Here is a 22,071-nt window from a genome sequence, read left to right as displayed (position 1 = left end):
AAATCGCGACTACTTCCGATCCATTGCGCGCGGCAGTATGCCGTCGAGGAACAGCGTAAGTGCGAGCTCTAGCGCGGCATGCCGCTCTTTATCGCGAAGCGGCTCGCCAAGGAAGCTGGCGAGGCCGCCGCTCGTCAGCGCGCCAAAGCACGCGGCCGCCGCGCGCGGATCGGAGACCACGATCTTTCCGTTGAGTGCCAACGCAGTGAGATACTCAGCGATCGGAGCCAACGCCCTGTCTTGCTGATCGACGACGTCTTCGAGCATCTCGTTCAGTTCTTCTCGCGCCTCGCTTACCGCCCTCCACATCGCGCGTATGCTCGGGTCCGCATGGTAGGACTGGATGATTTCCCCATAGTCGCGCAGCACGGAGCGCGGCGAACGACGTGCGTCGGTGGACACGTTGGTGAGCGGATCGAGCAGCAGCGGAACGCCGCGCTCCATCGCCGCGCGCAGCAGGCCCGCCTTGCTTCCATAGCGCCGGTAGATCGTAGACTTGCTCGCGCCAAACGATGCCGCAATGCCGTCCATCGTCGCGGCTCGATAGCCGACGGCCATGAACTGTTCCAGCGTATGGTCGAGCAGTTCGTCCTGGCGCCTCTCTGCATCGGCCTTGAATGGGCGACCCCGTTTTGCGCGTGGTAAAGCCTCCCCCTTACGCGCGGCTCGCGACCCTTTCTCTGCGCTCATGACTTGTCGATAGATGATGCGTATGGTTCGCCGGTATTGGAACCACTTCGCGTCAGATTGTAGCCTGGGGGTCGCAACCGCCTGAGCCTCGTGACGCGCTGCTACTCGCTCTATCGTCGCCGCGCTGGTCGTCTAGGTCATCAGTCTGTTCAACCGGCTCGACGCCGCCACCGCGTCGTCGATGATCTCATCGAAAATTGCCTCGACCTTGCGGACCGCGTCAGCAAAGACCGCGGCGTGCCCGTAGTCGATCATGCCTTTGCGTGTGTCGCCAGTCACGTAAGCCTCGTGCGCGAGCGCGCCCATCACGTGCGGACGGAACCGCTCGAACTCGCTCACCTGCGCACGATCCAGTTCCATGACCGCCTCGGCGCTCTCGTTGCGCAGCACGCGGTGGTGATCGCGAATCGCAGACTTGACCACGACGCTTTCGCTGCCGTCGCCCGCCACGACCTTCGCTTTGACCTCGGGATGAATCCATAGCTCCTCGGCGACCATCATGCGAGTACCCATCAGGACCGCGTCGGCGCCCATCGCGAGCACCCCTGCAAGCTGCCGCCCGGTGCCGATGCCGCCGCCGATCACGACCGGCAAGCCGATTTCCCGCGGCGCCTGCGCGGCCTGCACGATGCTGCCGATCTGGTAGACGCCTGGATGGCCGCCGCATTCATTACCGACGACGATCACGCCGTCGACGCCCATCCGCGCCGCCGTACGTGCATAGCGCACGGCGGGCACCTTGTGCAAAACCTTGATGCCCGCCTCCTTGAGCAGCGGCACAACCGCTTCCGGGCTCGCACCGGCCGTCTCCACGCAGGCAACCTTCTCTTCGATCAGAATGCGGATCTGTTGCTTGACCCGCTCCACGCCACCCGCTTGCCGCGATATGTACAGATTGACGCCGAAGTTCCTGGCACCGGTGAGCTCACGGCAGGTGCGCAACTCATTGCGGAATTCGTCGGAATCGGGAAAGCCCGCGCCGACAATGAAGCCCATGCCGCCTGCGTTGACCACCGCCGCGACATACCGTGCGTCGGATACGCGCGGCCCGAGACCGCCGCAAAGAATCGGGTGGCGAATACCGAGCAGATCGGTGATTCGCGTGCTGAACGTGTGGGGGCGCACGATGCCATTTCCTCCCGCACGTCAGCGAAACGAAATCGTGTGGCCGCCATCCACCGCGATCGTCTGGCCGTTGATATAACCGCCCGAAGGCGAAGCGAGCATCACGGCGAGCCCGGCGATCTCCTCGACCTCGCCGAAGCGCTGCGATGGATTACGGCCACGGTACCATTCGACCATCGCCTCGTCCTCCCATTGCGATCGCGCCATCTCGGTCTTGAACGTTCCGGGCGCGATGCAATTGGCGGTGACGCCCTTTGCTGCGAATTCCATCGCGAGGTTCCTCACGAGCTGCATGTCGGCGGCTTTGGTGAGCCCGTAAGTTCCCGTCGCGGCATCGCCGAACAGTCCGACCACCGATGCCACCGAAATGAAGCGCCCATAGCCACGCTCGATCATGCCAGGCACGGTCAATTGCGCGAGCCAGATATTGCTCTGAACGTTGACCTGCATGAACTTGTTGAACGTTTCGTCTTGCAGATCCAGGGTGGATCCGATCCAAGGATGAATCGCCGCATTGGCCATCACGATATCGACTCGGCCCCACTCGCCGTTCGCCGTGGCCACTAGTCCTTGCAGTTCGGCTTTACGGCCGATATTGCACGCGAACGGCATGGCCACGCGGCTGCCGATCTTGTCATTGATGGTTTGCGCGGCAGTTTCGCAGGCGTCGGCGTTCCGGCCGGAAATGACGACTTTCGCGCCGTGCTCCGCCATGCCGAGGGCGCTGGCGTAACCGATGCCGCGACTCGATCCGGTGACGATCGCGACCTTGTCGGTGAGGTCGAATAGTGATGAGCGCATTGGTACTCCACGAAATGAGCGGACGGATGAACACGAGACTCGGCGAGCGGAATTAGCCTTGCTTGCGTTTCTGCTGAGCGATGAAAGCCGACGCGATCTGATGATGCTCGTTGCTGAGCGTCGCCGCCAACTGCCGCGCAAGCGTCGTGTCGAGCATCTGCGCCGCGCTGCGATGAAGATGCAGGTTCATCAGCTTCTTGGTTTCGCGCAGCGCATTGCGCGGTTGCTTGAGCAGTTTTTCAGCAAGCGCCAAGGCCTCGTCCATCAGCTTTTCGGGCTCGACGACGCGATTGGCAAGACCGAACTCGACCGCCTGCTGCGGTGTGATGCGGTCGCCGGTGAAGATCAGTTCTTTCGCTCGCAGCAGACTGGTGTAGAGCGGCCACGCCACGGAGATCCCATCACCGACGACTAGACCGATGTTGATATGCGGTTCCGCGAGAAACGACTTCTCCGACATCAGAACGATGTCGCACAAGGTCGCCATTGTCGCGCCCCAGCCGACGGCCGGCCCGTTGACCGCGGCGATCAGCGGAATCGGCACGTCGATGAAGCCGTGTATCGTTCGACGCGCGTTCTCCTGGACGTGCGCGGCGAACTCGGGGTCGTCGAGCGTCTTGACAAAGTGATTCATGTTTCCGCCAGCACTGAACGCTCGTCCCGCACCGGTGAGAATGCCGACACGCGCGTCGGGGTCCGAGGCTAGCGCAGCAAAAAGCTTGGGATAGCTGAACAGCATCTCCGTGGTCGACGCGTTCAGATCGTCTGGCCGATTGAGCGTGATGATGCGCAGGCCGCCGGCGGCTGTCACCTGAATATCGTCTGGAAGATCGTAGAGATTTGCCATGCGGGTACATACGTCCCTTGAGTTAAGCGCTTTGGTTGGGCAGCCGCTTATTTCCCCACCTGCCACGCCATGCCGCCATTCTTCTTTCCTTGCGCCATTGCAGCCTTCTCGATTCGCAAAGCCTCTTCCAGTGAAGTTAGCGCACCCTGATCGATCACACGCTTGACCGTCGCGACGAGATCGGGCCGGCGACTCGCGATCGTCTTCGCGAGTGAGCTTGCGCGCTCCATCAGTTGATCGTGGCCGACCACCTCGTTGACGAGGCCAATGCGCAACGCCGTGGCCGCGTCGATCGGGTCACTGGTAAAGCTGATCTGCTTGGCCCACCTCGGACCCACTATATATGGCAATCTCGCAGTCATACCGCCGCCGGCGAGCGCGCCGATTTTCGTATGCGTATCGGCAAAGCGCGCGCGCTCGGACGCGATGATGAAATCGCATCCCATCGCAAGTTCCAGACCGCCGGTAACGGCAGCGCCGTTGACCGCCGCGATCACCGGCTTGGTGATGCGCGGCCACATATCGATCATTTCCGCGACCCACGAGCGCGGCGCATCGGGCGCCGAGAAGTCGTTCAGATCGAGCCCCGCGCAAAAGGCCGGATCGGCGCCGGTCACGATCAGCACACGCAGGCTTTCGTCCGCTTCGAAGCGGTTCAACGCGCCGACGAGTGCTTCGGTCAATGCAAGGTTCAGCGCGTTGCGAGCCTCGGGCCGATTCAGTGTCAGCGTAAGAACGGCGTCTTCTCGAGTCACGCCGAGCAAATCGGTTACTTTCGCGTCCATCGCAATTCCTCGATAGGGTTCACGCCAGCGCAGCCAATACCTCGCACTGAATCTGCCGTGCGTAACGATTCAGGTGATAGTCCATGTTGCCCAACAACGCGTCGAGTACCAGATGGCGGCGATAGTGATGGCCGACCTTGTATTCGTTCGTAATGCCGTAACCGCCGTGCAACTGGATGCCTTGCTGCGTCACGAACTTCGCGCTGCGAGTGGTCTGCGCCTTGCAGCCTGAAACCTCGACGCTTCTATTTGGCCCGTTCTCGCTGAGCGCGAGCAATGCGCGATGCAGTGTTGCGCGCGCCTGCATCGCATCGATCGCCATGTCGGCCATCCGGTGTTGCAGCGCCTGGAAGCTGCCGATCGCGACGCCGAACTGCTTGCGGGTCTTCAAATATTCCGAAGCGAGTTCGATGGCATCCTCCATATCGCCTACGAGTTCCGCACAGAGCGCGACGATCGTTTCGTCGACGGCGGCCTGCAGCCCTTCGAAGGCATTGCCCGCTTCGTCTAAGACATCGGATTGCGCCACCACGACGCCTTCGAGCAGCAAGTCGGCCGATGGCGTGCCGTCGAGCAACGCGCAGGTCTTGAGCGTCACGCCCGCCTGCTTCGGATCGACGACGAAAATACCGATGCCATCCTTGTCGCCGGCCGCACCGGCCGTGCGTGCGACGACGAGGAGGCGATCGGCGACAGGTGCGCCCACCACGAGCGTCTTGTAGCCATCCAGCCTCCAGGTCCCGTCGGTGGTCTTCTTGGCGGTGGCCGTCACATAGTGCACCTGGCCTCGCGCCTCGCGTTCGCTGTGCGCGACCGCATAAACAGCCTCCCCCGAGACGATCTCGGCAAGCAGCGTCTCGCGCTGCCCTTCGCGCCCACAGCGAGTCACCAACGACGCGGGAAACACACCGCACATCGCATACGGTTCCAACACCAGCGCGCGGCCGATCTGCTCGGCCACAATGGCGCTTTCGACGGGCGAGAAACCGAGCCCGCCCATTTCCTCCGGAACGGCGATACCGAGCCAGCCCATTTCGCCGAGCGTGCGCCACGTGTCGCGCGAAAAGCCTCCTTCTTTCGAGGCCAGATTGCGGCGATGTTCGAACGTATAGCTCTTTTGCACAAAGCGCTGCGCGCTTTCCAGCAGCATCCGCTGTTCGTCGCTCAACTCAAAATCCATGCTGCACCCTCTTTCTGCCGGCAATTGATGCGATTCCCCCCAACGGGAATCGACGGATGTTCGTGGATCGACTCGAGCTCACAGGTCGAACATCGCCTTGGCGATGATGTTTCGCTGAATTTCGGCCGTCCCGCCATAGATCGTGCAAGCACGTCGATAGAAAACCTCTGCCGCGAGGCCCGGCGCGTACTCGGGCCCGATAAACGACGAGTCGCGCAGCGCTCGCTCTTCGTTCGGATCAGGATAGAACACGGCACCGTAGTCGCCGATCACCTCGAGCAGCATCTCGGTCAGCTTCTGATGGAGCTCCGAGCCTCGCACCTTTAGCATCGAGCCGATTGCCATTCCACCGCTGCGCTCGTCGACCCCTTGATGCAGGATCTTCTGCACCGCCATGTCGATCGCGCGAACCTCCAGCTCATACTGCGCAAGACGCGCCGCAAACGTCGGGTCCTGGATCAACGGCTTGCCGGCCGCGTGCTCGCGCGACGCGTAGTGCCGGATCTTGCGCAGATAGCGCTTGAGCGCCGGGGCCTCGGCGCCGAGGAACGCGCGCTCGTTGAAGAGCAGAAATTTCGTATACCCCCAGCCCTTGTTCACTTCGCCGATCAGATTTTCGGCGGGCACGCGCACGTTGTCGTAGAACACTTCGGCAAGGTGGTTGCAGCCGTCGAGCGAGCCGATCGGTCGCACGGTAACACCCGGCGACGTCATGTCGAGCAGCAAAAAGGAAATGCCTTTTTGCGGCTTCGCTTCGGTATCCGTGCGCACCAGCACGAAATTCCATTGGCCAGAGGTGCCAAAGCTGGTCCAGATCTTCTGCCCGTTGACGATGTAATGGTCTCCATCGCGAACCGCCGTCGTACGCAAAGACGCGAGATCGGAGCCCGAGCCCGGCTCCGAAAAGCCCTGTACCCAGAACACTTCCCCGCGTTGAATCGGCGGCAGAAAGCGGCGCTTCTGCTCTTCATTGCCGAACTCGCAAATCACCGGGCCAACCAGCGACACACCCGCCTGGTTCTGCGCCGGCGCACCCGCCAGATAGCACTCTTCTTCGAATATGTAGCGCTGCATCGCGCTCCAGCCTGTGCCGCCGTCCGCAACCGGCCAATGCGGCACTGACCATCCGCGCGTCTCATGCAGAATGCGGGTCCAGCGCTGCGAATCGTCATCGCCTGCGAGAAACCCCTGCTGCCCGCGAAAGGCCATATCCGCCGGCAGATGCTGCTTGAGAAACGCCCGAACTTCTTCACGGAACGCGATGTCCGCGGGGTCTACGCGAAAATCCATTGGTTAGCTTCCAGCGTTTTCAGTACGTTGAACTCGATCTGCATCAGCTGCCGCGGCAGCGTTACCGACCAGGGTGCGCGGCGTGGGCGGCACGCAATAGAGCTCGTCCACGACGCCACGACGCCGCTCGAGCACATTGCGTTGGCTGATTGCGCTCTTCGCGCTCAATTCGCCGTTATCGAGCGTCGGCTGCTCGCTTTCGAGCACGATGCGGACAATGCGGGCAGAGCTACCGCCAGCACGCGCGGCGAGCTTGTCGAGCCCCGCCTGGAAGAAGGCGCGCACCCCGCGGCTGTTGATGATCTGGTCGACGTCCGGCATCGGATCGTGAAGGTCGTCGCAAAGCGCACGGCACGCTTCGATGTCGGGGAAGACGAGCGCGCTCAGGTATTCGCGGTCGTGCCCGGCGATCACGATGTCGCGCGCATACGGGCCAAACACGTTCAGCGCGTACAGTCGCAACTCCGCTACGTTGACCCATGTACCCGTGGATAGCTTGAAGTTCTCCGCGATGCGTCCGTCGAAACGCAGTCCAAGTTCGAGACGCTGAGGGTCGATGAAGGTTGCGGCGTCACCCGAGCGGAAATAGCCCTCATCGTCGAACGCGGCGGCGGTGCGCTCGGGATCTTTCCAGTAGCCGGGCGTAACACAGTCGCCGAAAAAGCGGATTTCCAGCTTCTCGTCCACCGGAGCCACTTTCACTTTGACGCCGGGCACGGGCAAACCCGCGATAGCCTCGCGTCGCGGATCCCAGGCTGCCGACATTGGCGTAGGGCCCGCTTCCGTGCCGCCGATGCCCGACATGATAAGAACACGCTGGCCGATGGTTCGCACCGCGAGCTCGTCGAGTTGCGCCCAGATGTGCTTCGGCAGGCTAGCGCCGCCGTAGTAGATGAGCGCGAGCTTGCTGAAGAATTTTTTGCGCAGCGCCTCGTCCGCCTTCAGATGCGGAATCAGCGAGGCCAGCCCTTGAGGCGTATTGAGGTAGATGACCGGTGCGATTTCGCGCAACGCCTGCACCGTCGGACCAATTTCCTCCGGCGTTGGCTTGCCTGGGTCCAGGTAGTACGTACCCCCGCCATACAGCACCATGCCGAAGTTGTGCGTGCCGCCAAAGGTGTGATGCCACGGCAGCCAGTCGACGAGATCCGGTGGCCCATCCTGAAGAAACGCGAACACCTGGGCGACTTGCTGTCGATTGCTACACAGCATACGCTGCGGGTAGATGACGCCTTTCGGTGCGCCCGTCGTTCCCGAAGTAAACATGATCTTGCCCACCGTATCGGGGCCGACCGCGTTGAACGCCTTTTCGACGTCGGCCGTAACCGGCGTCTTCAGCCAGTCGGCGACACGCGAACCGGCACGCCCCTCCGGCAACGGACCGACGACGACACATTCCACGTCGCCAAACACCTCGCGCAACGCACGGCCATATTGCGCGCCGTCATCAGCTAAGACGAGACCGGGCGTGCATACGGCAGCGAGTTGCCTGAGCTTCGAAAAGTCCTGCGACAAGAGCGAATATGCGGGCGTCACCGGAATATAGGGAACCCCGACGTGCAATGCGGCGAGCGCGAACAGCGCGTGTTCGAAGCTCCGATCCGAAAGAATCATCAACGGACGGGACGGCGACAAGCCTCGGTCGAGCAACGCCTGCCCCAGCGCACGCGCGCCGTCGAACGCCTGCCGATAGGTCAGGGACTCCCATGACTTGCCGTCGGGCGTGCGCCGCGCGAGCAGCGCACGCTCGGGTGTGACACTCGCCCAGTGTTCGAGCCGCTCCGTCAAGCGGACGGGATACGGTTCGAGTGGTTCCTTCAGTTCATACACCACGCTTCCATCGGGCCTTCGCTCGACGATCGCGTCCATGCCGCCGAGGCGGATCGGGCGAAACGGCACATCCATCAGGGCATCGTGCGAAGCCGTACCTGCATCCATCTGAATCGTCCTGTTGTTATCTGGCAAGTCATGTCCCGCGCGCGCTCGCATCGCCATCCGATACACGCAAATCTCGCGGATCAAGACAAACCAATAATTGAACGTCGATCATCATGTTGAACCAGCATAGCGCGAAATCGAACCCGCGTCTATCCGTTGTCACCCACAAGGAAGCCGGATATCCAACCCGCGATCCGGCGCGAATGAAGCACGAAATGCTCGGCACGATCTCACCCTTGCGCACTGCACAATTGCATGGACATGAAAGCGAAAATGCGCTACTTTTCGAACATCATTCATATTGTTAAACACGAACCGGATCGTAACCGATTCTCGGGACCAAGGAGCCATCATGTCGGATGAGGTCGTCGTCACCGCTGCCGTTCGCACCGCTATTGGAGATTTCGGTGGCGCGCTATCGAGCGTTCCGCCCACGACGCTCGGCGCAACCGTCGTTCGCGCGCTGCTCGAGCGTACGAATCTGCCGGGTGAAGATGTGGGTCATGTGGTGTTCGGCAACGTGATCCATACAGAGCCTCGCGACATGTATCTCGCGCGCGTCGCCGCGATGGAAGGAGGCGTCAGCGCCGAAGCACCGGCGCTGACGCTCAACAGGCTGTGCGGCTCCGGCCTCCAGGCAATCATCTCCGCCGCCCAGGCCATCGCGCACGGCGACACCGAAATTGCGATCGGCGCAGGTGCGGAAAGCATGTCGCGCGCAGCCTACGTGGCGACCGGCGCGCGTTGGGGTTCGCGCATGGGCGACATCCGTCTGATCGACATGATGGTCGGCGCGTTGACTGATCCCTTCAGCGCTTGCCATATGGGCGTAACCGCAGAGAACGTCGCGAAGAAGTACGGCATCACGCGCGACGACCAGGACTCGCTCGCCGTCGAATCGCACCGGCGCGCTGCGCAAGCCATTCACGACGGCAACTTCCGCGAGCAGATCGTGCCGGTCGCCTTGCGTACGAAAAAAGGCGAAATCGCTTTCGATACCGATGAGCATGTGCGGTCGGGCACGACCCTCGCCGATCTCGCCAAATTGCGCCCGGCGTTCCAGAAAGACGGTACGGTCACGCCCGGCAATGCGTCCGGTCTCAATGACGGCGCCGCAGCTGTCCTGCTGATGGCCCGCCGCACCGCCGAACAACGTGGCCTTCGTCCTCTTGCGCGACTGGTCTCCTGGGCTCACGCGGGCGTCGACCCGCAATTCATGGGCATTGGTCCGGTGCCTGCCACACGGAAGGCGCTGCAGCGCGCGGGTTTGACCGTCGCCGACCTCGATGTGATCGAAGCGAACGAGGCTTTCGCCGCGCAAGCTTGCGCGGTGGCGAAGCAACTGGAATTCGACAGCGCGAAGGTCAACCCGAACGGATCGGGTATTTCGCTCGGTCATCCGATTGGCGCGACCGGCGCCGTCATTGCGGTCAAAGCCATTCACGAGTTGCATCGTTGCGGCGGCCGCTATGCGCTCGTGACGATGTGCATCGGCGGGGGCCAGGGCATCGCGGCCATCTTCGAGCGCATTTAAAGCTTTCCGCAGCGTTATTCGTTCAACCAGAAGGAGAGACGTGGTACGTCCCGAACAACTGCTTCACGCACAACGACAGCCGGTGGCGCCACGCCCCGCTGCGACGATGCTCCTGGTCCGCGACGCGCTGTACGAAGGTTCGCCAACCATCGAAGTGCTGATGACACGACGGTCGGCGCAGGCGAGCTTCGCGCCGGGCGCGTTCGTCTTTCCCGGCGGAGCGATCGACTCCTCCGATGCACGAATCGCCGGCAGCGCACGACGGCGCGCCACGCAAGACGATACGCAGGCGGTTCAGGCCGTGGCTGCCATTCGGGAAACATTCGAAGAACTCGGCGTGCTGCTGGCATGGCGACACGACGGTGTGCTCGTCGACGACCACGATATTGCGAAGCTCGAGCGGGCAACAGCGATCGAGGACCATTGCTCGCAGCATGGGCTCACGCTCGCTGCGGATTGCGTTTATCCGTTTGCTCATTGGATCACCGACCGTGATCTGCCGCGGCGCTTTGACGTCCAGTTTTTCGTGGCGCGCATGCCGGTCGATCAAACCGCGGTCGCGGACGGCGCCGAGCAGTTCGAACCTTTGTGGGTCCGTCCCGACGAGGCGCTGGCACGCCATGCCGCTGGCAACTTCGCGATGATCTTCCCAACGGTGCGCACGCTCGAGCGCCTTCGCTCGTTCGACTCGGTTGATGCACTGCTCGCCGCGTGTAGGGCGGAAAAGTCACTCTGGAGCAGTTGTCCGCGTGGTGGGATGAAAGCAGGCAGTGTCATGCGGTGCATGGAAGGCGATACCCCATACGGCGAACTGCGCCTCGTGTGCCCCGATGGCCAGGTGCTCCACTGTCTCGATTGGCGATCCACAGAAGCGATCCCACTCCTGCGAAACGTGATGCGATTGACCGCGACGAACGGCGGATTGATGACCGGTCCAGGCACGAATAGCTACATCGTCGGCACGGCGGCGACTGGCTTCATCGTCGTCGATCCGGGACCAGGCGACCTGGCGCACCTTCAACGCATCTTCTCGGCAACGGGCGGCGACATTCGCATGATCGTCTGCACGCACTCCCACGTGGACCATGCGCCCGGAGCGAGGCCGCTGCAGTCCATGTGCCCGCACAAGCCACCCATCCTCGGCGTGCCGTCCGAACCTGCCGCCAAGGCAAGCAATCACTTCGCCCCCGACCGTGAATTGCTCGACGGCGAGGTGCTCACGCTTGCGCATGACGGAGAGACGCATCGATTGCTCGTGGTCTCGACGCCGGGGCACGCAAGCAACCACGTGTGCCTGGTCCTTCTGGAGGACGGACTGCTATTCAGCGGCGATCACATTCTGAATGGCAGCACGACCATCATCGATCCTCCGGACGGCAATATGACGGCGTACCTTGCGTCACTAGACCGACTCGACGCGATCTGTACCGAACGTGAGATCGAATTTATTCTCCCCGCACACGGGTACGTGCTCGACCGGGCGCGTGACCAGATCGCGCGCCTCAAGGCACACCGGTTCGCCCGGGAAGCCAAGATCGCCGACGCGGTCAAGGCGCTGCCGAGCGGTTCGATTGACGATTGGCTGCGGCTTGCTTACACCGATGTTCCCGAAAGACTGTGGTCAGCCGCTTCCCGGTCGCTGCTGGCTCATCTCGAACGGCTCGACGAACACCGTCATCTGATCTCGCACGCGTGCTTGCGCTCGTAATGCCCGTATCGGCTGTCCACGCCCGTGGAATCCCAAGCTCGGACAGCCGCATTCGATTGCCGTCTTCTTTCGACTTCAGCTCTCTGCTACGAGCGCGGTCAGCCGGTCATGAATGAGTGCGCGCGCCTCAGCCACCATCCGATTCACGAGTTCCGCACAAGTGGGAATATCTTCGATAAGCCCGATTGCCAGACCGGCCGGGAACGTTCCATCTTCCGTATCGCCCGTCTCGTACATACGCTTGCCGCGCTCCCCGCTGACGAGCGGCTTGAGATCCGCAAACGTCGCACCCTCTTTATGCTCCAGTTCCAGCACTCGCTCCGCTACCGAATTCCTGAAGATACGCGACGTGTTCTTCAGCGTGCGGAAGATCAATGCCGTATTGCGCTCATCATGCTCTACGAGCTTGCGCTTGACGTTCTCGTGAATAGGCGCCTCCCGCGTTGCCATGAAACGCGTTCCCATGTTGATCCCATGCGCGCCGAGCGCGAGTGCGGCGACCATGCCGCGCGCATCGGCGATGCCACCCGAGGCAATCATCGGGATGCGCAGCTTCGCGGCCGCGGCCGGCAACAGGACCAGATTCGGCACGTCGTCCTCACCGGGATGGCCGGCGCATTCGAATCCGTCCACGCTCACGGCGTCGCACCCCAACGCCTCGGCTTTCAGCGCGTGACGCACCGACGTGCACTTGTGGATCACCTTGATCCCCGCAGCCTTGAATGACGGCATATATGACTCGGGATTGCGTCCCGCCGTCTCGACGATCTGCACACCGCTCTCCACGACCGCTTGCACGTACTCGTCGTACGGCACCGGTTTGATCGTCGGCAGGATTGTCAGGTTCACGGCGAATGGCTGATCCGTCATCGAGCGAACGCGAGCTATCTCGTTGCGCAATGCCTCCGGTGTGGGCTGAGTGAGAGCGGTGATGGTTCCGAGCGCACCGGCGTTCGAGACAGCAGCGGCCAATTCCGCGCGGCCCACCCACATCATGCCCCCTTGAACAATCGGGTATCGAATCCCAAGCAACTCTGTAATGCGCGTTTTCATCTGCTGATTCCTGTGTAAGTGCATCCTGATTCGTCAACGTGCAGCGGTCGAGCGTCGCGTGTGAAATGCGTCACTCGTTTATATTTACGAACATCGTGCAATTATATACACTTCTCCATTGCCGATGCTCATGTGCTGCACTCGCGGACACGCATGTGATTGCACGAGGCATGAACGATCAGGAGAATTGATGAACAAGCGAGACAACGAGATTAGCGCTGAGGAAGCGTCGGTTCTCCCGACCCTGGATCAAGCGGAAGAAGCCGTGCGTACGCTCATCCGATGGGCAGGCGACAACCCCGAAAGGGAAGGCCTCATTCAAACACCCGCACGCGTCGCGCGCGCATACCGCGAGTTCTTCTCGGGCTACGAATCCGATCCAATGCAGATCCTGGCAACCACGTTTTCCGAGGTGGATGGCTATGACGAGATGGTGGTGCTAAAGGACATTCGCTTCGAAAGCTACTGCGAACATCATATGGTACCCATCATCGGACGCGCGCACGTTGCCTACTTGCCCGAGCATCGCGTGGTCGGCATTTCCAAACTCGCGCGCCTCGTAGATGTCTATGCCAAGCGTCTGCAGATCCAGGAGAAGATGACCGTTCAGATCGCCGACGCGTTGAACACCGTGCTGCAACCCAAGGGGGTCGCCGTCATTCTCGAAGCCGCACATCAGTGCATGAGCACGCGGGGCGTGCATAAGCCGGGCGCGTCGCTGGTGACGAGTCGAATGCTGGGCGCATTCCGCGACGATCCTTCCACGCGCCGCGAGTTTCTCTCGATTGTCGGTCACGGTGCGAATACTCCATTACCCAATAGCTAAAAGCCAACGTCGGCTTCCAGCCGACGTTGGCTTTTTGGACAAATCGATTGGCGTATCCGCGGCAAGCGTCGTGACAGGCTTGCGTACGGTTTCAGACCTCGGCGGGTTGACGCGTCGTTAGAGGCCGTTCATAAGAAACGTCTTCACGATTTCTTGAACTAACGCCGTTGCTCATCAGGATTTCACGCCATGCCGCAGGTACTTCTGCAGGCGTGAGTTCGTTGATAGCTTCAGAGATGCAGACACGAGCCGCGATCGCCCACACACCATCACGCTTCTCGAAGCGGTCGATATAGCGCCCCACCGCCAGCGTGTCCGGCTTGACGCGATTTTCTCCGAAGAAAAGCCAGTACGTTTCCGCGTGTGCCTCATTGCCCTGCAATTCGACGCTGTGATTGAACACCATATGGTGGTGCGACAACTGATGCTCGGTATGGTATCCAAAAGCCCAGTCGACGAATTCCTCTGCATTTCCAACGAATGCGCCGTGATCATCGATGGCGCCCGGATGGTATGCCGACAGCGTCAACTCACGGTCCATGCGGTCGACCCCGCGACAATACCGGTGCACGCATTCGAGTATGTCCTGCTTGTCCAACAGCGCTTCCACGCGTGCGTTCAAGTCTTCATTCATCGTTTTTACCGTTAGATGGTCATGGCGACAAAAAAGACGACCGCGCCAATCACGGCGCCAACGAAGCAATAGCCTTCGCCTGTCGACAAATCAGTTTCCTGCGCTCGCGCACGGCTCGCGATCGCACATCCGATGATGCCCGCAAATGCCGTCAAGCCAAGCACGGCAAACGTCATCACGACGCCGAACAGCGCGGACCGACCTAGTTCTTCCATGTGCAGGTCACGTTGCAGCAGCCAGACCGCTGCTGCCGAAATCGACAGAAGAATGAGCGGCAGCCATACTCTGCGCGCTTCTCGTGCGCTCTCGCGAGTCAGCGTTTTCATCGTGTCCGGCCCCCCATGCGCGGTTTGCCGAGAGTACCAGGCGCCATTGCTTCCAGCGCGCGCGTCACCCAATTCGGCTGTCTTGCGCGAGCCGATTCGTTCGACGAGGGAGCGCCGTTTTCAGCGCGCTGACGACGATAGTCGAACGTGTAGTCCGCAAGTGGACCTCGTAAATCGCTGTCGAGAAAGTACATCGCATGTCTCCGATCAGACTTATGCCTGGCGGGCGCTTGCATGGCGCCTCTAGATAGACATCCTAGGTCACGGAAAACTGTTATGCAACAAGTCGTTCAATTAATGGCGTCGGTGTTTTCACTAGCCGTGAAGGGATAGACCGGATCGCATGCGCGAGCGGCCGTTGCACACATGGTCATGTGTGCAACGGGGTCGGCAATGAGACGCGGACGGGCAATCAGGAGACCTGGAAGCCGCCGTCGACAGCGAGAAGCTGTCCGGTGACATAGTCCGATGCCGGCGACGCGAAGAACAGCACAGCCCTCGCGATATCGGAGGCGACACCGATGCGGCCCAGCGGCATGCGGCCAGGCTGCGTAATGGGCCCGTGGGCCTGATGAACCTTCGTCGATGCGGCCGCGCCCTCCGTTGCCACGCCGCCGGGCAGCACTGCGTTCACGCGAATTCCATGTGGTGCGAATTCGAGAGCTGCGACCTTGGTGAGGTTGTTGACACCCGCCTTCGATGCGCCGTAGTCGCCGTTGTCGAAAATCACCGGCTGCAGCGAAGCCACCGACGAAATATTGATGATCGAACCGCCGTTTTTGGCACCCTGCATCCGCTTGATCGCTTCGCGCATGCACAGGAAGGTGCCGCGCAGGTTGACGCCTAGCACCTTGTCCCACTTCTCGGCCGACGTCTCGACGAATTGCGTCTTCGGATAGATACCCGCGTTGTTGACGAGAATATCGAGGCGCCCGAGCTTCGCCTGCACGGTTTCGTACATCGCGAGAATCGACGCTTCATTGCCGATGTCCACTTTGACCGCGATAGCCTTGCCTGACGCGCTTTCGATTTGTTTGACCGTCTGCTGCGCCGCTTCCTCGTTCAGATCCGCCGCGACCACTGCCGCGCCGGCCGACGCAAGCAGCAGGGCCGTCTCACGTCCGATGCCCGAACCTGCCCCTGTCACCACCGCTACTTTCTGATCGAGATTGAATAGACTCGCCACATTCGTGCTCACTGCTCCTCCTTTTGGCTCGCGTCGCGAGCAAAGTTATTTTCTGAACGTCATTCGGAAAAATAAACGCCCCGTTTGAAGGTGTCAAGATAAACGAGGATCCGCATGACGGAAGGAGCAGCTACTGTGGGTATCACGTAGCAGTCGACGACGCGATTTCACGCATGATGTCGAGCATCGAACGATGGTAGGGCTTGTGAGGCCTATCCGCCCACACCAGCGACACTTCGGTTTCGCCCGAAGCTGGAACATCCTCGATGTCGATGTAGGCGACCCCCTCCACGGGCAAGTACCGCGCCGAGTCCAGCATCAGGCCGACACCCAGTTCGTGAGCCACGAGATTGAGCATCGTATAAGGATGGCGCGCTTGCTGGGTTACGCGCGGCGACAGCCCCGCCTCGCGGCGCGCTGCCTCGAACGCGGCGAAGAGCGGCTGCGACATCTGCTGAGGGAACATGATGAGCGGATATCGCGCGAGATCCGCGATGCGAATCGAACGCTGCGTCGCCACCGGCCACTTCGCCGGAACCGCGGCGACCACACGCAGGCGCTCGATGACCACGCTTTCCAAACCCGAGACGTCCGCGGCGCTGGTGACCACCACGCCCAGGTCAATGCTGCCGTTTTTCACGCTGGCGACGGTCAAAGCACTGCCGCGCTCGATCAACCGGACGTCGACACCGGGCCATTGCTTGCGGAGCCCCTGAATGGCTAGCGGCATGATTCGAACCGCGCACATCGGCACGAACGCGACGCTCAAACTCGCCAGTTCGTCGGCGGCTTGCCGCACGCGCCGCTCGGCCAGCTCGGCTTGCGCGATCAGTGGCTTCGCTTCCGCGAGCAACGCGGCTCCGGCGGGCGTGAGCGAAACGCCTCGCGGTGTGCGTTCGAGCAGTTTGATACCAAGCTGCTCCTCCAGCCGCATGATCGACTGGCTGAGCGGCGGCTGCGCCATGCCCAGTCGCGCAGCCGCACGGCCAAAGTGCTGGGTCTCCGCAACCGCAACGAAATGTCTGAGATGCCGCAATTCCATGAGCTGATATGACTTTGATATCGGGTGCCGCCAGCATATCGCCTTTGTCCCGTTGCGGGGCACTGCGGACGAACCCTGGTCAAATTGTTGAACGCGGCTTGGTGAACGCGGGCCCCCACGACATATCGGGTGCTCCCCAGCTTGACGTCAAGCATCGATCCACATACATTTTCGAATGTCGTTCCACAATACGAATAATAATCAAAGGCAGCTCAGGTGAGCTTGGACAGATATGGGGCAACAGGACAATACGAATCGCGATTACGAGCTACAGGACCATGAGCTGATGGTCTGCTGCGTAGGCGTGCAATCTCAGGTGGTCTATACGAACCCGGTTTATCAACGCGTCACGGGCTTTTCGCTGCAGGAACTCCAGGCTACGCAGGGAGCGGACCGCATACGCGACGTTCCTCAACCGGTACTGGCCGACCTCGGAGCGGCTGTTAGGCAGGGCAAGCCCTGGAGCGGACTGATCAAGCTCGCCTGCAAGCGTGGCACCCTCGTGTGGTGCCGTTTGAACATGGCGCCACTCGTTTCGCACGGACGATACATCGGCTCCCTGATGGTTCTCAGCAAGCCGGTTCATGGTGAGATCGAGCAGACCGAAGCACTGTATCGACGTTTTCGCTCTGACAATGACGGAAAGCTCGGATGGGAGCAAGGGCGCATCGTGCGCCGCGGCATTTTTGGCAAGGCCGCCGGTCGGATTCGCTCGGTTGGTCTGAAGCGCTACATCTGGGGTGTCCTCGGCGTGCTCGCCCTGGTGGACATACTCGGACTGGCGAGCTGCGCCGAGGGGCTTTCCTCGTTCTCTTTCTGGAGCGAACTCGTCGCCTTGATTCTGCTGACCTCCGCTGCGGGCGTGTTCCTGTCTCGCGTCATCGCCGCCCCGTTGCAGGAAGCCGCGCGAACTGCGATGAAGATTGCCGCGGGCGATCTGAGCGCCACGTGCCACAGCGTTCGAAGCGATGAAATCGGTGATGTGCTCCGAACGCTGAATCAGGTCAGTATCAACATGCGTGCCACCGTGCTCGACGTCCGTAATGGCGTAAAGACCATGCAACAGGCAACGAACGATATTGCCGCGGGCACGTTCGAGCTTTCCGGACGAACGGAAACGCAGGCCAGCAGTCTGGAAGAGACGGCTGCTTCAATGGAGCAGATCAACTCGACGGTGGGTCACAATGCCGACGCAGCCAGACAGGCGAGTAGTCTGGCCGCCCGCGCGAGCCAGGCGGCCGAAGATGGGGGACGAGTAGTAGATCAGGTCATCTCGACGATGGAGAGAATCACGCAGTCGAGCAGCAAGATTTCGGACATCATCTCCGTCATCGATGCCATTGCTTTCCAGACCAACATTCTGGCCCTGAACGCCGCGGTCGAAGCCGCGAGAGCCGGCGAAGACGGACGTGGGTTCGCCGTGGTAGCGGGCGAGGTCCGGAATCTCGCTCAACGCAGCGCGCAGGCCGCAAAGGAAATCAAGGCGTTGATCACGCAAAGCGTCGAAACGGTCGAAGGAGGATCGAAGCTGGTCGATTCGGCAGGCAAGACGATTGCCGACATCGTCGCGCAAGTTCGAGGCGTAACCAATCTGGTCAGCCAGATCGCGGAGGCATCGCGAGAGCAGTCGGCCGGAGTCAGTCAGGTCAGCGTTGCGGTAGAACAATTGGACCGCATGACGCAGGTGAACTCAACGCTCGTTCAGCAGCACACGGCCGCAGCCGATAGCATGAAGCAGCAGACCCAGCGACTCGCCGAAATGCTGTGCCTTTTCACGCTTTCCCGCGACGAACGAAACGCGCTGCTGAACGGAACTGCCGCGTAAAGCCGTAATGGTAGATGTCTGGACGATGTCTTCAGCGTCCCGGCTATTCAATAACACCATCCTGATCTCCGACGTCATAGCTACAACCGCAGTCCAGCAATCCGCTGCAAAATGACCGCCGTGTACTAACACAACTTTGCAAATGCTCATTCGCGCGCTCCAGATCAGGCAAATCGTCGCAGAGGTCAACCCGCGATAATCATCTCCGCCGCCTTCTCGGCCACGGCGATCGTCGCGGCGTTCGTGTTGCCCGAAATGATGTTCGGCATGACGGAAGCGTCGACCACGCGTAGCCGCTCGACACCGCGAACACGCAACCGGGTGTCGACTACGGCCATGTCGTCGGCTCCCATCCGGCAACTGCCTACAGGGTGGTAGCCGATGCCCACGCGTTGGCGCACGTACGTCTCCCACGCACTATCGCTTTCAGGCAACGACGCAGGTTCATGATCGCCGATCACGTGTCTCGCCAGCGGGGTTGCGGCGAACACCTCGCTCACAAGACGGCTGCCCTTGATGGTCAACGCAAGATCGCGTGGATCACCAAGCAACGCATGCTCGATGACCGGCTTCGAGTACGGATCGAGATCCTTCAGGCGGATCCGTCCGCGGCCGTGGGGTCTCAGCACCTGCGAGCCGATCGTCACGCCTGCCTGCTTCGCGAGCGCGGGATGTCCGCCGACGAAAGCTATCGCCAGCGGCAAGAAGCTCATCGCAATGTCCGGCTCGGTCAGTTCGGGTGCGCTGCGCGCGTAGGCCATCGCGTGGACGGCTATCGAGGTCAGAATCCCTCTCTTTACCGTTGCATACTTCAGCAGATGTCCCGCGAGACGCAGAGGACCCACCATTGTGTTGTACGTCGGCACGTCGGTCAGTCGGCTCTGGGAAACCCCGCAATGTTCCTGCACATTACGGCCGACGCCGGGCAGATCGGCGACGATTTCAACACCCATCGCGGACAGATCAGCACCAGCGCCGATGCCGGATCGCAACAACACGCCGGGCGAAGCGATCGTTCCCGCACTCAGCACAACTTCGCGGCGAGCGGTAAAAGTGCGCCTCTCTCCTGCGACAATCACCTTCACACCAATCGCCCTCCGTTCTTGGAAGAGCACGTGGTCTACGACCGCGCCAGTCGTGACAGTGAGATTGGGCCGATCTAGCGCAGGTTCGAGGTAGGCCTTGCGAGCGCTGCAGCGTTTGCCCTTCCGGGTCGTGCCATAGACGATAAATGATCCATGCACGTCGCCTGCGCAATACTCCGCACGCGCTGGCATGCCGCAATGCCCCGCAGCCTCGAGAAAGGTGTGAGCCAATGGATGCAGTACGCGCGGCGGCGAGACGCTCAGCGGACCATCAGAGCCATGCGCCGGGGACGCGGGACCGGTGAAATTCTCGGACTTGCGGAAATACGGAAGCAGATCGTCGAATCCCCAGCCCGGGCACCCGCTGTCCCGCCACGCGTCGTAATCTCCACGCTGGCCACGGATATAAACCATCCCATTGATGCTGCTGCTTCCACCTAGCGCCTTTCCCGCTGCCCATGTCGTCACGCGCGCACCGGCGGAGAGATCGGGCGCGGTCGGATAAATCCAGTCCGCCTTGGGATTGCCCATCAGCGCGAAACTGCCGGCTGGCATGTCGAAGAGAAATCCCTTTCCCTCACTTCCTGCCTCCAGCAGCAACACGCGTGTCGAAGGATTTTCGCTCAATCTCGCCGCAATGACGCACCCAGCCGAACCGCCGCCGATCACGATATAGTCGAAAACGCTTTCGCTCATCGCTTGCCTTCTCTGCGCGCAACGAAGACGTTCTTGAGCTGCAGATACTCCTCCATACCGGCCCAGCCACCCACCCTGCCGAAGCCGCTTTGACGGTATCCGCCGAACGGCGCACCTGGTGCCATCGAGGCGAAGCCGTTGATGTTCACGTAGCCCGCGTCGAGGCGCTCGGCGAATGCGTGCGCCCGGTCGAGATCATTGGTGTGCAGATAGGCACCGAGCCCGTAACGCGTACCGTTGGCGATCGCCAGCGCCTCTGCGTCATCGGCAAAGGGAGTGATCGACAACACGGGACCGAACACCTCGTTCTGTTCCAGCGCACTTCCGGGCTGCACATCGGCAAACACGGTCGGCTGGATGAAGAAGCCGTCGGCCAGTTCGCCGCCCAATCGCTCGCCGCCCGCAACCAGCTTGGCGTCGCGTCGCGCTTGCGCAATGATGCCGAGGATACGATCGCAAGCCGACTGGCATATCACCGGTCCGGCGATAGTGCCGGAATCGAAGGGATCACCTATCTTCATGCTGGCAGCCACCGCCGCGGCGCGCGCCACCATTTCGTCGTAGCGGGATCGGTGCACGAGCAAACGGGTCGGGTTCACGCAACCCTGCCCGCTCAGCCCCAATGCGCCATATACCGCCTGCATCACTGCGGCGTCGAGATCGGCGTCTTCGAAGACGAGATTGGCGGACTTGCCGCCCAGTTCCAACGCGACCGGCTTCAGACATGCCGCCGCTGTCGCCATCACACGCCGTGCGACGCCTTCGCCGCCCGTGAACGTGACCTTGGCGACGTCGGGGTGAGCCACGAGCGCCTCGCCAGCCTCGGCCTCGCCGGGCACCACATTGAACAGGCCCGCTGGCAAGCCGGCCTGATGAGCGAGTTCAGCAATTCGCAGCGCGACGAAAGGCGCAAGCGCTGGCGGCTTCAGAACGACGCCATTGCCGGCCGCGATTGCCGGCAGCGCCATCATGCAGGTCGCCATCAGCGGACCGTTCCAGGGAATGATGACGCCCACCACACCATAAGGCTCTCGCCGGGTGTAATTGAAGCCTGGCGCCGGATAAGACTCGCCATACGAACCCTCGATCTTGTCGATCCAGCCCATGTAGTGATCGACCCAACCCAGCGCCATGTCCATCAGCGGCAGTCCCACTGGAATGCCGGACTCCCTGGCACCGAGAAATGCCAACTGCTGCTGGTTCGCTTCGAGCAGCTCGCCGAGGCGCCTGAAGCATCGTGTCCTCGCGCGCGGCCCCATCTCCGTCCATACGCGTTGGGCCGCCTTGGCCGCCTTGACGGCGCGGTCGATGTCGCTCGCGCTAGCCAGGCGCACAACGGCCTGAGGACGACCCGTCGAAGGGTTGACGTGCTCGATGGCGTCGCCATCACCTTCGACAAATGCGCCGCCGATAAAGAGTCGGCCGGGGACGTCGAGCGGGTGTTGGTGCGCGGGGGAAAGTGACATGTGCTGTTCCATTGAGCGTTTGACTTCTGGAGGC

General features: G+C 61.5%; 19 protein-coding genes. 4 read left to right on the top strand and 15 right to left on the bottom strand.

The window, feature by feature from the left end; all coding sequences use genetic code 11:
* Positions 1-9: 9 nt before the first annotated feature.
* From AB3X94_RS12895 to AB3X94_RS12860, 8 genes are all read right to left on the bottom strand, one after another.
* Entirely contained in the window at positions 10-690 is a 681-nt protein-coding gene (locus AB3X94_RS12895; protein ID WP_368611731.1) for a TetR/AcrR family transcriptional regulator, read from the bottom strand.
* A gap of 132 nt (positions 691-822) precedes the next feature.
* On the bottom strand, positions 823-1,815 hold the full coding sequence (locus AB3X94_RS12890) for a nitronate monooxygenase family protein (RefSeq protein ID WP_176111391.1): 993 nt from the start codon (positions 1,813-1,815) through the stop codon (positions 823-825).
* Between the two features lie 21 nt (positions 1,816-1,836).
* Positions 1,837-2,616 (bottom strand): SDR family NAD(P)-dependent oxidoreductase, encoded by a 780-nt coding sequence (locus AB3X94_RS12885; protein WP_176111392.1) that lies wholly within the window; start codon positions 2,614-2,616, stop codon positions 1,837-1,839.
* Between the two features lie 52 nt (positions 2,617-2,668).
* A complete protein-coding gene (locus tag AB3X94_RS12880; RefSeq protein WP_176111393.1) occupies positions 2,669-3,463 on the bottom strand; it encodes an enoyl-CoA hydratase/isomerase family protein in 795 nt (264 codons plus the stop codon).
* Between the two features lie 47 nt (positions 3,464-3,510).
* Complete coding sequence (locus AB3X94_RS12875; protein WP_176111394.1) at positions 3,511-4,248, bottom strand: enoyl-CoA hydratase; 738 nt, start codon at positions 4,246-4,248, stop codon at positions 3,511-3,513.
* A 19-nt stretch (positions 4,249-4,267) separates the two neighbouring features.
* Complete coding sequence (locus AB3X94_RS12870) at positions 4,268-5,428, bottom strand: acyl-CoA dehydrogenase family protein (RefSeq protein ID WP_368611730.1); 1,161 nt, start codon at positions 5,426-5,428, stop codon at positions 4,268-4,270.
* A 78-nt stretch (positions 5,429-5,506) separates the two neighbouring features.
* Positions 5,507-6,718, bottom strand: coding sequence for an acyl-CoA dehydrogenase family protein (locus AB3X94_RS12865; protein WP_368611729.1), 1,212 nt, complete (start codon positions 6,716-6,718; stop codon positions 5,507-5,509).
* A 3-nt stretch (positions 6,719-6,721) separates the two neighbouring features.
* Complete coding sequence (locus AB3X94_RS12860) at positions 6,722-8,656, bottom strand: AMP-binding protein (RefSeq protein ID WP_368611728.1); 1,935 nt, start codon at positions 8,654-8,656, stop codon at positions 6,722-6,724.
* A gap of 352 nt (positions 8,657-9,008) precedes the next feature.
* Between AB3X94_RS12860 and bktB the strand changes: the two genes are divergently transcribed.
* Both bktB and AB3X94_RS12850 read left to right on the top strand, forming a co-directional pair.
* Positions 9,009-10,190, top strand: a complete 1,182-nt coding sequence (bktB, locus tag AB3X94_RS12855; protein WP_176121373.1) for a beta-ketothiolase BktB — start codon at positions 9,009-9,011, stop codon at positions 10,188-10,190.
* A gap of 40 nt (positions 10,191-10,230) precedes the next feature.
* The gene (locus AB3X94_RS12850; protein ID WP_368611727.1) at positions 10,231-11,898 is read left to right on the top strand and encodes an MBL fold metallo-hydrolase; all 1,668 of its coding nucleotides are present in this window, start codon (positions 10,231-10,233) and stop codon (positions 11,896-11,898) included.
* 75 nt (positions 11,899-11,973) lie between these two features.
* Here AB3X94_RS12850 and AB3X94_RS12845 read toward each other — a convergent pair whose 3' ends face one another.
* Positions 11,974-12,951 (bottom strand): NAD(P)H-dependent flavin oxidoreductase, encoded by a 978-nt coding sequence (locus AB3X94_RS12845; protein WP_368611726.1) that lies wholly within the window; start codon positions 12,949-12,951, stop codon positions 11,974-11,976.
* Between the two features lie 190 nt (positions 12,952-13,141).
* Here AB3X94_RS12845 and folE point away from each other — a divergent pair, with 190 nt between their 5' ends.
* The gene (folE, locus tag AB3X94_RS12840; RefSeq protein WP_176111401.1) at positions 13,142-13,777 is read left to right on the top strand and encodes a GTP cyclohydrolase I FolE; all 636 of its coding nucleotides are present in this window, start codon (positions 13,142-13,144) and stop codon (positions 13,775-13,777) included.
* Positions 13,778-13,868: 91 nt separating this feature from the next.
* On the opposite strand, the gene AB3X94_RS12835 is transcribed toward folE, so the two are convergent.
* From AB3X94_RS12835 to AB3X94_RS12820, 4 genes are all read right to left on the bottom strand, one after another.
* Positions 13,869-14,411: a nuclear transport factor 2 family protein gene (locus tag AB3X94_RS12835; RefSeq protein WP_176111402.1), complete on the bottom strand. Its 543-nt coding sequence runs from the start codon at positions 14,409-14,411 to the stop codon at positions 13,869-13,871.
* Positions 14,412-14,422: 11 nt separating this feature from the next.
* A complete protein-coding gene (locus AB3X94_RS12830) occupies positions 14,423-14,737 on the bottom strand; it encodes a hypothetical protein (protein ID WP_368611725.1) in 315 nt (104 codons plus the stop codon).
* Between the two features lie 412 nt (positions 14,738-15,149).
* Positions 15,150-15,935 carry an SDR family NAD(P)-dependent oxidoreductase gene (locus AB3X94_RS12825; RefSeq protein ID WP_018436029.1) on the bottom strand — a complete coding sequence of 262 codons (786 nt, stop codon included), beginning with the start codon at positions 15,933-15,935 and terminating at the stop codon, positions 15,150-15,152.
* A 130-nt stretch (positions 15,936-16,065) separates the two neighbouring features.
* The gene (locus AB3X94_RS12820; RefSeq protein WP_176111404.1) at positions 16,066-16,965 is read right to left on the bottom strand and encodes a LysR family transcriptional regulator; all 900 of its coding nucleotides are present in this window, start codon (positions 16,963-16,965) and stop codon (positions 16,066-16,068) included.
* Between the two features lie 232 nt (positions 16,966-17,197).
* Here AB3X94_RS12820 and AB3X94_RS12815 point away from each other — a divergent pair, with 232 nt between their 5' ends.
* Positions 17,198-18,790: a methyl-accepting chemotaxis protein gene (locus AB3X94_RS12815; protein ID WP_368611724.1), complete on the top strand. Its 1,593-nt coding sequence runs from the start codon at positions 17,198-17,200 to the stop codon at positions 18,788-18,790.
* 185 nt (positions 18,791-18,975) lie between these two features.
* On the opposite strand, the gene AB3X94_RS12810 is transcribed toward AB3X94_RS12815, so the two are convergent.
* Together AB3X94_RS12810 and AB3X94_RS12805 are read right to left on the bottom strand one after the other, a co-directional pair.
* Complete coding sequence (locus AB3X94_RS12810; RefSeq protein ID WP_368611723.1) at positions 18,976-20,571, bottom strand: GMC family oxidoreductase; 1,596 nt, start codon at positions 20,569-20,571, stop codon at positions 18,976-18,978.
* A complete protein-coding gene (locus AB3X94_RS12805; RefSeq protein ID WP_368611722.1) occupies positions 20,568-22,037 on the bottom strand; it encodes an aldehyde dehydrogenase in 1,470 nt (489 codons plus the stop codon). Before AB3X94_RS12805 ends, AB3X94_RS12810 begins: the two co-directional genes overlap by 4 nt.
* Positions 22,038-22,071 lie beyond the last annotated feature (34 nt).

The organism is Paraburkholderia sp. BR10923 (assembly GCF_040948765.1).
GTDB lineage: Bacteria > Pseudomonadota > Gammaproteobacteria > Burkholderiales > Burkholderiaceae > Paraburkholderia > Paraburkholderia youngii.
This window is presented reverse-complemented; position numbering and strand designations above follow the sequence as displayed.

What these genes read in the sequence shown, in the direction of transcription:
- AB3X94_RS12895 (WP_368611731.1), bottom strand. Translation starts at nt 690, where the DNA reads ATGAGCGCAGAGAAAGGGTCGCGAGCCGCGCGTAAGGGGGAGGCTTTA.
- AB3X94_RS12885 (WP_176111392.1), bottom strand. Translation starts at nt 2,616, where the DNA reads ATGCGCTCATCACTATTCGACCTCACCGACAAGGTCGCGATCGTCACC.
- AB3X94_RS12880 (WP_176111393.1), bottom strand. Translation starts at nt 3,463, where the DNA reads ATGGCAAATCTCTACGATCTTCCAGACGATATTCAGGTGACAGCCGCC.
- AB3X94_RS12875 (WP_176111394.1), bottom strand. Translation starts at nt 4,248, where the DNA reads ATGGACGCGAAAGTAACCGATTTGCTCGGCGTGACTCGAGAAGACGCC.
- AB3X94_RS12870 (WP_368611730.1), bottom strand. Translation starts at nt 5,428, where the DNA reads ATGGATTTTGAGTTGAGCGACGAACAGCGGATGCTGCTGGAAAGCGCG.
- AB3X94_RS12865 (WP_368611729.1), bottom strand. Translation starts at nt 6,718, where the DNA reads ATGGATTTTCGCGTAGACCCCGCGGACATCGCGTTCCGTGAAGAAGTT.
- AB3X94_RS12860 (WP_368611728.1), bottom strand. Translation starts at nt 8,656, where the DNA reads ATGGATGCAGGTACGGCTTCGCACGATGCCCTGATGGATGTGCCGTTT.
- bktB (WP_176121373.1), top strand. Translation starts at nt 9,009, where the DNA reads ATGTCGGATGAGGTCGTCGTCACCGCTGCCGTTCGCACCGCTATTGGA.
- AB3X94_RS12845 (WP_368611726.1), bottom strand. Translation starts at nt 12,951, where the DNA reads ATGAAAACGCGCATTACAGAGTTGCTTGGGATTCGATACCCGATTGTT.
- folE (WP_176111401.1), top strand. Translation starts at nt 13,142, where the DNA reads ATGAACAAGCGAGACAACGAGATTAGCGCTGAGGAAGCGTCGGTTCTC.
- AB3X94_RS12835 (WP_176111402.1), bottom strand. Translation starts at nt 14,411, where the DNA reads ATGAATGAAGACTTGAACGCACGCGTGGAAGCGCTGTTGGACAAGCAG.
- AB3X94_RS12830 (WP_368611725.1), bottom strand. Translation starts at nt 14,737, where the DNA reads ATGAAAACGCTGACTCGCGAGAGCGCACGAGAAGCGCGCAGAGTATGG.
- AB3X94_RS12820 (WP_176111404.1), bottom strand. Translation starts at nt 16,965, where the DNA reads ATGGAATTGCGGCATCTCAGACATTTCGTTGCGGTTGCGGAGACCCAG.
- AB3X94_RS12815 (WP_368611724.1), top strand. Translation starts at nt 17,198, where the DNA reads ATGGGGCAACAGGACAATACGAATCGCGATTACGAGCTACAGGACCAT.
- AB3X94_RS12810 (WP_368611723.1), bottom strand. Translation starts at nt 20,571, where the DNA reads ATGAGCGAAAGCGTTTTCGACTATATCGTGATCGGCGGCGGTTCGGCT.
- AB3X94_RS12805 (WP_368611722.1), bottom strand. Translation starts at nt 22,037, where the DNA reads ATGTCACTTTCCCCCGCGCACCAACACCCGCTCGACGTCCCCGGCCGA.